Below are 12,836 nucleotides of genomic sequence, written 5' to 3'. Positions count from 1 at the left end.
ACCCCTTCGCCTTGCATGTATTAAGCCTGCCGCTAGCGTTCATCCTGAGCCAGGATCAAACTCTCCATTGTAAATTTTTTTGTGATCTCTATTCCGAAAAATAGGACCGAATCTTCTTAAACGAGTTTTTCTTACTCTTTTAGTTTATCTCATCATGTCAAAGAACAAAAACCAATCAGACTCTCTTTTCTTTCTTTTCTCTTTCGCCATCTGCGATTGGGATTGCAAAGGTAGAAAATGTTTTTATGGATGCAAGCGCACACTCAAAAATATTTCAATTTTTTTTTAAAGTTCTTTATTATTTAAAATAATTAACAAAAATCATCCTAAGAATAGCCAGAAAAGCCATGTGATACCATGCATATTCTTTTATTTGCTTCACATGTCACTGAAAAATGATTACCTGGAAATCTGAGTGAGATGAATTAATTTTCTGCATTATGGCTGAGGTTTGTTCTCTAATAAATGCGTATCCCTAAATATGCACATGCCAATTGCATATATTCTTTCAAGAAATACATTTTCAATCTCCCCTTGGCAGTAGGTATTTCCTTAAATTTGCATGGATAAAGATATCCGGGCACTTACTCTTATAGGAGATGATTTTTCGCAGTACTAAAAACCAGAATTTAACCGCATCATTAGAAGAAGCGGTGTTTCGCAGTCTTCCCTCGGATAACGGGCTCTATATGCCTGAAAAAATCCCTCAGATCGATCCATCCTTTCTGGATACGATAGAAGACCGGTCATTTAAAGAAATAGCCGTAGAAGTGGCTTTTACCCTTCTTGCTGATGATATATCCAGAGATGACATTATCTCTATTATAGACAAAGCTTATGATTTTGAAGCACCCGTTGTTCAAATTACACCTGGTGATTATGTTCTGGAGCTATTTCACGGCCCATCAATGGCCTTTAAAGACTTTGGTGCACGATTTATGGCGGCACTTATGTCGCATTTCCTGAGTCGCGCAGAAAAAGAAATAAAGATACTTGTAGCTACTTCCGGAGATACGGGTGGAGCTGTTGCACAAGGTTTTTATAAGGTACCAGGTATTTCTGTTACCATCTTATATCCTAGTGGAAAAGTAAGTGAAATTCAGGAGAAACAACTCACTACGCTAGGACACAATGTAAGAGCAATTGAAGTTAACGGTACTTTTGATGACTGCCAGAAGCTTGTTAAAGAAGCCTTCCTGGATGAAGAGCTATCTTCTAAATTTAACCTTGCCTCTGCCAATTCGATTAATATAGCACGACTGATACCTCAGTCTTTCTATTTTTTCTCTGCTTATGCCCAACTCAAAAAGCTAGGGAAGCCAATTGTATTCGCAGTACCAAGTGGGAATTTCGGGAACCTGAGTGCAGGCCTACTGGCATTTAGAATGGGACTACCTATTCATCGTTTCATTGCAGCAACAAACCTGAATAATGCAGTTCCGAGATATTTTGAAAGCGGCAAGTTTGAACCTCGCCCATCTATTGATACCATCTCCAATGCCATGGATGTCGGCAACCCAAGTAATTTCATTCGAATGACACGTCTTCTAAATGATGATCTTAATTTGATCAATGAAAAAATGAAAGGATATTTTTATAACGACTCGCAAACAAAAAAAGCTATGCGTGAAGTTTATGGAAACACCGGATATGTATTATGTCCGCACACTGCGGTTGCTTACAAAGCGCTTGAAGAATATCGCCAGTCTGAGAAGACCGATTTTACAGGAGTGTTTCTGTCAACTGCTCATCCCGCTAAATTTATCGATCTTGTTGAAGATATATTAGGTATTAAGGTGAATGTTCCGGAAAGACTAGGCAAATTACTTTCTATTGAAAAAGTTGCTACTAAAATGGATACATCATTTTCATCCTTTAAAGAGCTGTTATTGAGTTAATTAAGGAATGATAACTAGAAAAAGAAGCGCCTTAGATTTAGATAGAAGCATTTAACCGCATATAAGTCCGCAAATAGACAAATCTAAAAAGGAAGAAATCCAGCAGTTTTTAAGAATTCTTCCTTTTTAGATTTTAGTTGATCACATCTCCTCTAAGTAATCTGAATCTTTTCCGGGAGTCGGCAACAAAAATACTTCCCGGATATTTTTCCATCAGCTCCTGAAACATCCGCATTGCCTCTTCCTTGTTATTGAGTTTTTCCTGATTCAATTTTGCCATTGTATAAAGCGCATCATCACCCAAAATGTCAACTCCAAATTTTTCGTACAATAGTTTAAGAGATGACATGGCTTGTTGATTACTGTCAAGCTTCATATATGTATTAGCAGTAAGCCATAATATCTCATCTGACAAACTATGATGCTCATACTTGGTATAGAGTCCTTTCAACATTTCTAAGGCCTCATACTTCTTATTCTGAAAAAGCAAAAGCTCTACATTAGAATATTCTTTCATGGCCGCTTCAGAACTATCCAAGCCCGTATTATCCATAATTAAAAGGCTTAGACTATTCGCATCATTTGCAATTTCCCTTGTTGTCGCTTTTTTAAGTATATCCAACACTGACTTTGCGAGTTCAAATTCACCTTTGAAATAATGCAGCTTTGCATTTCTGAGCTTGGCTTCATAACCCAGTACATCATCTTTCTGCGACTTTTCCACCTGTGAATAGATCAGGGAAGCTTCCCAGGGCTCTCCCTGCAATAAATAGATATCGCCCAGATCCAGTTTACATTTATCTACAAACTTTTTTTCCTGCTTACCGGCCTCTATGATATTTTCCAGAATAGAAATAGCTTTTTTGAAGTCATCCATGTAAAAGGCATTTAATATTGCCATATTCCTGAGTGCTTCAATCGTTCGGACATTTATGCCCAGCTCATCTACCAGAGCCTGATATTGGATCAGCAGTTTCTGAACCTCACTCTTCTTGACAGGATAGGTAGTTTTTACTTGTTCTTCCCTCGAAACAATAGCCATTCTTCTGGAAACAGGATAGAGTTGTCCGGTAGGATATTCTTTCACCAGATAATCAAAAACCTGAACAGAGGATCCATAATCCTGATTCTGGAATGCAAGCTGTCCAAGATTAAACAGTCGCGATCCATTGTGCTTAAATCGCTTGTCCAAAGCACGCTCCTGTACAAATGCTTTATAAAAGTCTTTTTTCTGAATCTGATACCAGATCAGCAATTCATTATAGAAACCTTCATTGGGAAATTTCTGAATTCGTTCATAAAGCACTTTCTCCAGGAGTACCTGCTCCTTTTCATCCTTTGTGAAATCCTGAAGCATGGCCTGAACAACCTCCATATTCTGATAGCGCATACCATAAGATAGCAGTTCATCTATCATTTTTTGCGGCTCATTCAGCTCCCTATATATGCTTGCCATTTCCAGCTGGAACAGATCTTCCCGTTTTGCTACCAAACGAGCATCCTGAAAAGTATTCTTAGCCCAAAGCGGTTGATTCATACTTCGAAATTCCTCGGCGATTTCACGCTTGATGTCCATTCTCAGACCAGTTGCTGCCAGAGCCTGTTCAAATCTTCTGGACGCCTCCTGTGGCTTTCTTTGGGCCTCTGCAACGCTCCCCCAGAAAAGCTGGTACCAGGCTTCGTTCTGAGCATCAGACTTTATCTGTCTTTTGAAAAATGTATCGGCGTCGGGCCATGCTTTCATCCGGATTATACAGGATGTATAATTTTTCAGTGCAGACTTATCAAATTGTGTTTTTATAATATCGGTATAATAACTAACCGCTTTCGAACAATCATCCTTTTTAAGGTATTCATCGGCCAGCTCGCGGTTGGTCTGCGCCTGGCCCGCCTCCCCGGCCCCCAGCATAATCCCTATCATCAGTAACCTATAAACCCTTTTCATAATAGATAAAAAAAATCTTTGTTTATTTATTATCACTTATTAGAGCTGTGGATATGTGCATAAAGAGCTTATACACTTAAGATTAACAGAGTTATCAACATTTTGTGGAAAACTTTAGGGGTTTATCCACTGAAGTAACTACTTTTATGCACAACTAAGTTGCTGAATTACAATAATAGAAATTAATTATTGACATTCCTATGTGGGTAAGTGGTATTAGTTATAGACTTTAGTTATCCACACTTTCTAAAGTGTATTAACGGTATGTTAACTCAATTATAGATTCAACTTGTCCACTAGAGAGCACATTCGCTAAAGATATGCACATAGATACGGGCTTATCCACACAGTTGTTCACATCTTTAGCTTAGTTATAAACAGATTTTTAGAGATATGCACATAGTTATCCACACTTAGTGCATAAGAAATATCGATAGTATCAGGGTGTGGACAAATTCAGATTGATGTTATTCAACTCAAAATTGCTTTTGATCAGTAGTTTTTCCTTTAAGTAGAAGATTTTTTCGGGCTGCAGTCCCTTTTCAATTTGTCCTGTATCCCATCTCCCGTTTTTATTAGTGTCCAGTATGGCGCGTAAAAAATATTTACCTTGGGGAATATGAATAAAGCTATAATTAGTGCCGGTATGCTGGTCAATTACTTTGTACTGTTCATCTAATAGTTGTACAATATATGCCACTGCTGTATCGGCATTCACAACAGCTCCGCTTAACATTCCATAATCTTCATCTTTGATTACGGGATGTTTCAAAGTGGTTTTTGCAAGTGTATCTCCTTCAACACTAATGACACTGCCCTTAGGTAGCTCCCATTTGATAGTATCTTTTGCAGTGGATTGGGCATTTATAGTTAATTGATTACGGGTCTTATTCCATTTATAAGTCAAACTTTTTAGTGGTTGCCTGCCTGTGGAATCGGCAAGTAACTCTATTTCATCCTGATCAATCATTTGAACTGGCTTATTAAAAATCATCTGGTAAGTGAAGGATTTTGCCAGCGCTTTCCCTTGATCGGGCTTACTTGTCATGGTAAAAGGATCTCTTTGCCGGTCTTTTCCCCTTGGAGGCTGAAATGCAATCTTTTGCTCTAAATCGGTGGATACATTGAGTGAATCAGTGACGGTCATGTTAACTACTGTACTATCCGAATGTGGCTGTACGTTAAAAAACTTGATGGAGTTACCATTTTCAATCATGTACGGCAAGCTGTCCTGGCTCGCAAATTTTACCTCAACATGACTTATACTTTTATTAAACATGATCCCGTAATTATTCACCTTTGGGATGGTTCGCTGTATCTTGAGTGGTGTATTATCGGATAGAGCCATACCTAAATGGTAATAGATGGAATCAGCTCCTGCGTAGATGGTTTTTTCCAAGAAACCTACTCTTTCGTCTTTCGCATTGTACAACATATTCCGATTTTTGTCGTCAATGGCGATGAGTTTGTAAGATTTTAGCTGAACATTTTCAATACTGAATATTCCACTACTGTCCGTGCGTGAGAAATAATAGGGCTTTTGTTTGGCCACATTGAGTGTATCACTCACATTGTATAGCCCTACCAGCACATCAAAAATGGGTTTATCTGTTTGTACATCTTTTACGGCTCCGTATACTCTCCCGGAATCGAGAGAGCTACCGGTGCTGAAAACAAGTTTGAGATTTTTAGCAGGATTTCTTTCCGCAAAATCTTTGATCCCGTCGCCAAAATTGAGCGTGTAAGTGGTACTGTCCTGAAATTGTTTTTTAAAATTCAGTGTAATGGATGTTCCGTTTAATTTATAGGTGTACGGATTATCCGCTTCAGGCGTTATGACCAGTTTCTGATTGATGTTATCTACAACAATGTATTCGTCGAAAAAGAGCTGAATTTTATTTTCCTTAAAATTTAGCGTTCTGTTTTCAGGGATACTTTGAATGAGATTGGGGGAGAGAGTGTCTTTCTTTCCACCAGTGGGTGAAACTTGCTGAGCGCATCGAAAGAATGCGACAGCACAGATGATCGTAATTATCAGTGATCTGATCATGAATTTTTAAATAAAAGCCCTCAATACATTTTTATGAGTATTGAGGGCTTGTTGGAACGGTTGGACTAATTATTGTTTTGTAATGACATAAATCAGGCTTGATGTATTGATTCCATCCTGCCCCGATCTTCCTTTCAAATTTGATAAGAGACCTGTTTTTGCAGTATCAAATAAGCTGACGGATCCACCTTTGTATTTTGTACTGAGCATGCTTACATAGAAGGAGTCAAACCACATGGGTAGTACTTCTGTAACCTGAAGCTGATGTTTATTCATCAATGTCTTCATGGTGCTTTTGGTGAAATGGTAGAGATGCCGGGGAACGTCGTAAGCTGCCCAGAATTTCCTGTATTCCTGTGCATCCAGTGATTGTGGATTGGGTACGGCAATGATCAGTTTTCCCTGATCTGTCAGATGATCTCCCAGCCAGGAAATGGTCTCATTCAGATCGTGAATATGCTCCAAAACGTGCCAGAGAGAGATGATGTCAAATTTCTGATCTTGTAAAGCAGGTGTGAGTATACTGCTAAATATTTCTCCCTCTACTCTGTTGGCTGCTATCTTTCTTGCATCCTCATCAGGCTCCGTTGCGAATACTTTCCAACCATCCTTTTTGCATGCCTGTATAAAACTACCGGTACCACAGCCAACATCCAGCATCTCGCCTTTTCCTGCATGAAGCTGATTGATGAGCTGTACTTTCTGCTTGATAGTATGGTTTCTTACACCATTATATATTTTACTCATGAGGTCAGTTCCACTGTCATGATGCGATATGTAGTTGTCAGACTGGTAGTATGCTCCTATCTCTCCCAATGGTGGGCGGGGATTGGTAAAAAGAAAATAGCAGTCATTGCATTGTTGTATGGTAAACTCCTTATGGGAGACGGTGTAATCTTCTACATTTAAATAGTTATTGAATGAAGAGGATTGACAAACCGGGCATTTATCTAAAGTTTCTAACGGCATTATCGACCTATGTATAGCATGAGTACTGAAATATCTGACTGGCTGACACCGCTTATTCTGGAGGCCTGCCCAATTGTGCCTGGCTTGGTACGTTTCAATTTTTCACGTCCTTCAAAAGACAGCGAGCTTACTGCATCGTAATTGAAATTGTCTACAATACTAAGGTCTTCCAGTCTGTTCATTTTTTCTACCAGGAGCATTTCCTTTTCGATATAGCTGTCATATTTGATATGAATTTGTGCCTGCTGTATCGAATCCAGGCTGTAGCTGTCTATCATTTCGGCGATCTTGGGAAGAGAAACAGCTAGTTGTTCAATTGTAATTTGCGGCCTCTTAAGCATTTGAGCAATTGAAATTTTCTCTCTGAGTGGTGCTGTTCCGAGTTGTTCCAGCGTTGGATTGGCTTCGTCAGGACTTAGCTTTGTATTAGAAAACAAGCCTACTATTTCATCTACCTGCGCTATTTTCTTCTGCACATTCGTAAGTCTTTGTATATCTGCAAGACCAATATCGTACCCCTTTTGCGTAAGTCGAATATCTGCGTTATCCTGTCTGAGGAGCGTCCTGTATTCTGCCCGGGAGGTAAACATGCGATAGGGTTCTTCTGTCCCTTTATTGATCAGATCATCTATCAGTACGCCAATGTAAGCTTCTGACCTTTTCAGGATGAATGCCTCTTCATTATGCGTATTTCTATGTGCATTAATACCTGCCATCAGTCCTTGACAAGCGGCTTCCTCATATCCTGTTGTACCATTGATCTGCCCTGCAAAAAACAAGTCTTTGATCAAATGTGTTTCCAACGTCGATTTCAACTGCGTAGGTGGAAAGTAATCATATTCTATCGCATAGCCTGGTCTGAACATTTTTGCATTTTCAAAACCTGGAATTTTACGAAGAGCTGCATATTGTACATCTTCGGGTAAAGATGTTGAGAAACCATTTACATACACTTCTACCGTATCCCATCCTTCCGGTTCTACAAAAATCTGATGACGATCTTTGTCAGCGAAGCGATTGATTTTATCTTCTACAGAAGGGCAGTACCTAGGTCCAATTCCTTTTATACGGCCTGAGAACATGGGGGATTTTTCAAATCCAGTTCTCAAAACTTCATGTACTTCTGAATTCGTATAGGTAATCCAGCAGCTACGTTGCTTGGTAAGTGAGGCGGTATCCGTGTAGGAGAATTTGCTTGGATTTTCATCGCCGGGTTGTTCTTCCATTTTGGAATAATCCAGAGATCGGCCATCTACCCTGGGAGGTGTTCCGGTTTTCATCCGGCCAGCTTCGAAGCCGAGTTGCACCAACTGTTCTGTTATTCCTGTGGCTGCCTTCTCTCCCGTTCTACCTCCCCCGAAGTTTTTCTCTCCGATATGAATGAGTCCGTTCAGAAAGGTACCGTTTGTCAAAACCACCGCTTTGGATTTAATGTCTATTCCCAAGCTAGTACGTACCCCTGCTGCCTTACCATCCTCTACTATAATTTCCTTTGCTGTGTCCTGCCAGAAATCCACGTTTGGGTTTCCCTCCAGGATATTACGCCATTCCTGGGCAAAGAGCATCCGGTCGCTCTGGCATCTTGGGCTCCACATGGCAGGCCCTTTAGATAAATTCAGCATCCGAAACTGAATCATTGTCTTGTCACTTACAATACCCGACTGTCCGCCCAATGCGTCTATTTCTCGGACAATCTGACCTTTCGCAACACCGCCCATAGCTGGGTTGCATGACATCTGGGCAATGGTATGCATGTTCATGGTAATAAGTAGAACTTTGGATCCCATGGTTGCTGCTGCTGACGCAGCTTCACAACCGGCATGTCCTGCACCAACTACTATTACATCATATTCTGGAAACATAATTTGATTTTATTCTCGTGAATTACGTTGAAGTACTTTAATTAAAGTGTTCCACGTGGAAATATTTAAAAGAGCGTAAGGTATTCATCCTCTTTGGCTCTCATTTGTAATTTCAGTTCATCTGTTGAATCTTCGTAACCCATCAGATGAAGTATGCCATGAATAATTACGCGACGAAACTCTGTCTCAAATGGTACGTTCAATGACTCAGCATTATCCCGCACCCTATCTACACTCACAAAAACATCACCTTCCAATTTGTCTTCATCTTCACTGTTGTCGAAGGTGATGATATCTGTGTAATAGTCGTGTTCCAGATACTGCTTGTTTATCTCTAGCAGATAATCGTCGGAACATAAGATATAGTTAATCTCACCTATCTTATAGCCATTCAATTCTGATATCGTCTTTATCCACTTCGTCGTTTTTATGACTTGTGGTACCTTGAATTCAATCTCCTCCGTGAAAAACTTAAGCATAATGATAATAAATTATGTAACTATCGGTTACATATTGAATTGGTAGATGGCAATCAATTTCAAGTTTATGAAACCTGCAAAGATACTAAGTATCCGACAAAGATCACCGGGCAGATTTTTCGACATACCCAAGTGTATATTTTATTCAATCTTTCTTGACGAAAAATTAGTTCTTTGCCTGGTATTTTCTAAAGTACGTATCTACTTCGCGCTTATAAAACGGGGAGAATGTCGGTGGGATTGTCCGCAGTAGTTCAGTCTGTTTTTGCTTCTCGCGGATGTATTTTTCAAATTCTGCAGGAGGTTGTCTGGGCAAATGTTTTGCAGCCTGGGCTTTACGTTGCTCATCTTCGTCCTGTTCTCGCATGGCTTTTTCTGCTTCCAATAAACGTGTTGTTATCTCCTGATTTCTTTTGATCAATTCAGGGGAAACGCGTTTATTTACAAGATCTGTTTCATTCTGATCCATTTTCTGTGCGAGATCCTGCAGCTCCTTACTCATTTGTTTTCCTGCTTCCGTACCTTTCAGAGACTCCATCATTCGCTCGATTTCTTTGCGTATAGCGTACTGCTCCGCAGCCATTCTCGCGAGTTTTTCAGATTTTCCTCCTTGGCCCTCTTTACCGGACCCGAGCTTTTTCATCTCGCCATTTAATTTATCCTGGCGCTCACCCATACCTTCACCACTTTGTTTGCCTTTTTCTTTCCCCTTCTTGCCTTTTCCCATTCCGGGCATAGCCATGGCCATTTGCTCCTGCATCTGCTTAAATACATCACTTAGCATGAGTGCCAGGTTATTCATAGACGTCATGGCAAACTGCTGTTTTGATGTGGCAATATTAATTTGCCGGTCTTTGATTCCTTTTACACTTTCATCCATATATGATTTCATATCATTCAATTCCCTTGTAATGAATGACTGTATTTGTACTACACGATTAGCCAAGGCATATAAGCTATCTTCCACCACTTTTGCATCATCTTTCAGTTTGAGCTGTTGCTGACCGAGTTTCACGAATCTGGGATCCTGCAAACTAACTCCCCTGAAGTCTTTCATCAGTGCTTCCTGATCGAATGATAGCGTAATAAGATTTTCCAAAATATCTCTGAGCGCATCCATATCTTCCTGCATTTGCTCCATCTCAGCACCTTCCATAGCACTTTCCATTGCCTGGGCCATTTCCTTCATGGACTTAGCAGCCTTTTTTTGCGCTTCTGACGCTTTTTTATTTTCCTGTTTGCTTAGTGCCTCATTGCTCTTTTTCATTTCCTCTGAAACCTTTTTTTGGTCCTCCTGTGGAGTTTGAACAGGTTGTTCAAGTTCTTCGCTGAGCTTTTCGACTTCCTTGGACTCTTCCTTTGTCTTTTCAAATTCATTTTGGATAGATTCCTGCTCTTTTTTAAGCTCGTCGTTTTGTGCTTTTTTATCGTTTTCGTTCTTAATGTTATCCTTGTCAAGTGTTTTTTCAGACAGAATTTCTTCCTTTTCAGACAGTGTATTCAGTTTATCTACCAGATTTTCCATTTTCTGTTCAAGCTGCATTTGCTTAAACAGTTTCATTGTACGTTCCAGCTCTTTTTCCATGTTATGCTCCTTATTTCTCAGTTTTTCCATCAGAGATGATAACCTTTCACTTTGTTTCTGTTCAAGCAGCTTTTTGAGCTCTTTATACATTTTCTCAGTGTCTTTATCCATGAGCTCATTCATGAGCTTCTGGAGCTGATCTATTTTATTCTGGAGCTCAGGGCTCTGCTGGTTGAATTGACGCGCTTTATCATTGCTGTTTTGGTACTTTTCCTGAATTGCCTGAAGCTCCTTCATTAACTCTTCACGCTTTTTCAAAATGTCTTCAACCTGCTTTTGCTCTTTGAAATCAAGTTCCTTATTGCTTTTAAGGCGATTGTCCAGGCTGTTCAGGTCCTTTTCCAGACTCTTGGCTTTGTTCATGGCCGATTGCATCTGATTTTCGGTATCTTGAATCGACTTTTTAATTTCTGCCTCTACTCTATCTTTGGAAGGGACAGTAAATTGGATGGATCTGGAGCGGGCACTTTTTGGACCATTTACACCATCATTATCCCATACCTGGGCATAATATTCAATTTTGTCACCGGGTGTGAGCTTCAGGCTGTCTACATACCACTGAAAAAAGAAACTCTGTGTATTAACAGTTTTATTGAAAGGGATCGGTATAGATTTCGGTGCAGAAGGCTTATCTTGTTTTTCGCGTTGTACCGAATAAAACAGTTTAAGTTGGGAGAAACCATAATCATCACTGATGGATCCGCCTAGCACTAGATAATTATACAATGTAGTATCCTGAAAGTTTTCCAGGTTCAGAATGGGCGTTTTGTCCGGAATAACATTGATATAGTAACCAATTTTATCTGCGTTTTCAGCTTCCTCATTTTTTATGAGTACTTGGTATTGGGATGATTTACGAGCTGAGCGACGGATTTCAAAATGACCATCACCACTTTCCTTCGCTTTAAAAAATGCCGAATCCTCATCAAAACGGAGTGCTAGTGAATTGGCAGATAAGGTGTTAAAGTTCCACTCTACGGTTGTTCCTTCCGGCACTGATAAATTGCCTACACTACTCAGGCTTTCAGCAGGCTTATTGAGGTATGCAGGATAATGCAGATTGACATCAAATGATAGAAGAGATGGCCGTTCAACCACTTTTATTTTATACTCATTTGAAACAAAACCAGCCGCATCAAAGGAGAATACGGCATCACGCTGTAAATTTTTGAATGTATAGGTAAAAGTTTGACCCTCAGCAGGATTGAGTTTAAAACGACTTCCATTCTGAACCAGATAAACAGCTTGTGGCAGCGCATCACCCTTTAGTTTAAGTTTCAGTTCAAAGTCCTCATTTCGGAACGCTTTAAGACTCTTATTTTCAAGTACAAATGAAAAGGGGGCGTAAGTATAGTTTTTTTGAAAATGGATGATTCTGTCGGAGCTGGAGGTAAAAAATGATGGATTAAAAAGGAGAATCACTGTAATAGCAGCAATAGGATAAATTGCGTACCGAAGCCATTTTTTGTTTTCATTGAAATGAATTGCATCGGAAAATTTAACAATCAGCAGCTGACCGGACTTCTGTCTGATACTTGCATCAATCAAATCTGACTGTACGCCTGATAAATTCCGTAATTGGAGCGTATTAACGAGTTTATCACCTACTTCCGGGAAATATTCACCTATTTGAATTGCCGCCTGTTCATCGGAAATAGGCTTTTTGAGGCCTATGAGGTGAATCAGAGGCTGAACTACCCATTGAATAAGGGAGAAAATAATAATGGCCAGAAAGCCAAAAAACAGCATTCCTCTTACACCAGAACTGAATCTGCCAAAGTATTCAAGTGTATTGAAAAGCAGATAAACTGTTAGAAGAAGCACTATTGAAAGTATACTTCCTTTGAGTAGTTGATTCTGATAGTATTTCTGACGGTATTCCTGGATGCGTTGCATCAGGCCTTCCATAGCCGGTGTGAAAGGTGTCATAGGTATAGAGGTAAATACTGAATTGCCCAAATAATGTTTACCCAGAAAGTAAAATTATATACTGTTCTTATGAGGTAAAACGAAGTAATTTAAACATTATTTGTCTCTAATCCTTTTAA

At 39.7% G+C, this 12,836-nt stretch carries 7 protein-coding genes and 1 rRNA gene; 1 reads left to right on the top strand and 7 read right to left on the bottom strand.

Going from position 1 to position 12,836, the window contains the following annotated elements:
• A 16S ribosomal RNA gene (locus AC1XUE_RS25545) occupies nucleotides 1-71 on the bottom strand; the annotation flags it as partial.
• Between the two features lie 528 nt (nucleotides 72-599).
• On the opposite strand from AC1XUE_RS25545, the gene thrC reads away from it, so the two are divergent.
• Nucleotides 600-1,898, top strand: coding sequence for a threonine synthase (thrC, locus tag AC1XUE_RS25540; RefSeq protein WP_483358830.1), 1,299 nt, complete (start codon nucleotides 600-602; stop codon nucleotides 1,896-1,898).
• Between the two features lie 133 nt (nucleotides 1,899-2,031).
• Here the strand turns inward: thrC and AC1XUE_RS25535 are convergent, their stop codons facing one another.
• From AC1XUE_RS25535 to AC1XUE_RS25510, 6 genes are all read right to left on the bottom strand, one after another.
• Nucleotides 2,032-3,843: a tetratricopeptide repeat protein gene (locus tag AC1XUE_RS25535; protein WP_483358829.1), complete on the bottom strand. Its 1,812-nt coding sequence runs from the start codon at nucleotides 3,841-3,843 to the stop codon at nucleotides 2,032-2,034.
• A 439-nt stretch (nucleotides 3,844-4,282) separates the two neighbouring features.
• Nucleotides 4,283-5,893, bottom strand: coding sequence for an Ig-like domain-containing domain (locus tag AC1XUE_RS25530; RefSeq protein ID WP_483358828.1), 1,611 nt, complete (start codon nucleotides 5,891-5,893; stop codon nucleotides 4,283-4,285).
• A gap of 69 nt (nucleotides 5,894-5,962) precedes the next feature.
• Nucleotides 5,963-6,862, bottom strand: a complete 900-nt coding sequence (locus AC1XUE_RS25525; protein ID WP_483358827.1) for a class I SAM-dependent methyltransferase — start codon at nucleotides 6,860-6,862, stop codon at nucleotides 5,963-5,965.
• Nucleotides 6,862-8,724 (bottom strand): tRNA uridine-5-carboxymethylaminomethyl(34) synthesis enzyme MnmG, encoded by a 1,863-nt coding sequence (gene mnmG, locus AC1XUE_RS25520; RefSeq protein WP_483358826.1) that lies wholly within the window; start codon nucleotides 8,722-8,724, stop codon nucleotides 6,862-6,864. Before mnmG ends, AC1XUE_RS25525 begins: the two co-directional genes overlap by 1 nt.
• Nucleotides 8,725-8,789: 65 nt before the next feature.
• Nucleotides 8,790-9,203, bottom strand: coding sequence for an rRNA maturation RNase YbeY (ybeY, locus tag AC1XUE_RS25515; RefSeq protein WP_483358825.1), 414 nt, complete (start codon nucleotides 9,201-9,203; stop codon nucleotides 8,790-8,792).
• Between the two features lie 166 nt (nucleotides 9,204-9,369).
• Nucleotides 9,370-12,717 carry a DUF4175 family protein gene (locus AC1XUE_RS25510; protein ID WP_483358824.1) on the bottom strand — a complete coding sequence of 1,116 codons (3,348 nt, stop codon included), beginning with the start codon at nucleotides 12,715-12,717 and terminating at the stop codon, nucleotides 9,370-9,372.
• Between the last annotated feature and the right edge of the window lie 119 nt (nucleotides 12,718-12,836).

The organism is Dyadobacter sp. HNCC25DJ187, assembly GCF_056895255.1.
This window is presented reverse-complemented; position numbering and strand designations above follow the sequence as displayed.

What these genes read in the sequence shown, in the direction of transcription:
- mnmG (WP_483358826.1), bottom strand. Translation starts at nt 8,724, where the DNA reads ATGTTTCCAGAATATGATGTAATAGTAGTTGGTGCAGGACATGCCGGT.
- AC1XUE_RS25535 (WP_483358829.1), bottom strand. Translation starts at nt 3,843, where the DNA reads ATGAAAAGGGTTTATAGGTTACTGATGATAGGGATTATGCTGGGGGCC.
- AC1XUE_RS25530 (WP_483358828.1), bottom strand. Translation starts at nt 5,893, where the DNA reads ATGATCAGATCACTGATAATTACGATCATCTGTGCTGTCGCATTCTTT.
- AC1XUE_RS25525 (WP_483358827.1), bottom strand. Translation starts at nt 6,862, where the DNA reads ATGCCGTTAGAAACTTTAGATAAATGCCCGGTTTGTCAATCCTCTTCA.
- thrC (WP_483358830.1), top strand. Translation starts at nt 600, where the DNA reads ATGATTTTTCGCAGTACTAAAAACCAGAATTTAACCGCATCATTAGAA.
- ybeY (WP_483358825.1), bottom strand. Translation starts at nt 9,203, where the DNA reads ATGCTTAAGTTTTTCACGGAGGAGATTGAATTCAAGGTACCACAAGTC.
- AC1XUE_RS25510 (WP_483358824.1), bottom strand. Translation starts at nt 12,717, where the DNA reads ATGACACCTTTCACACCGGCTATGGAAGGCCTGATGCAACGCATCCAG.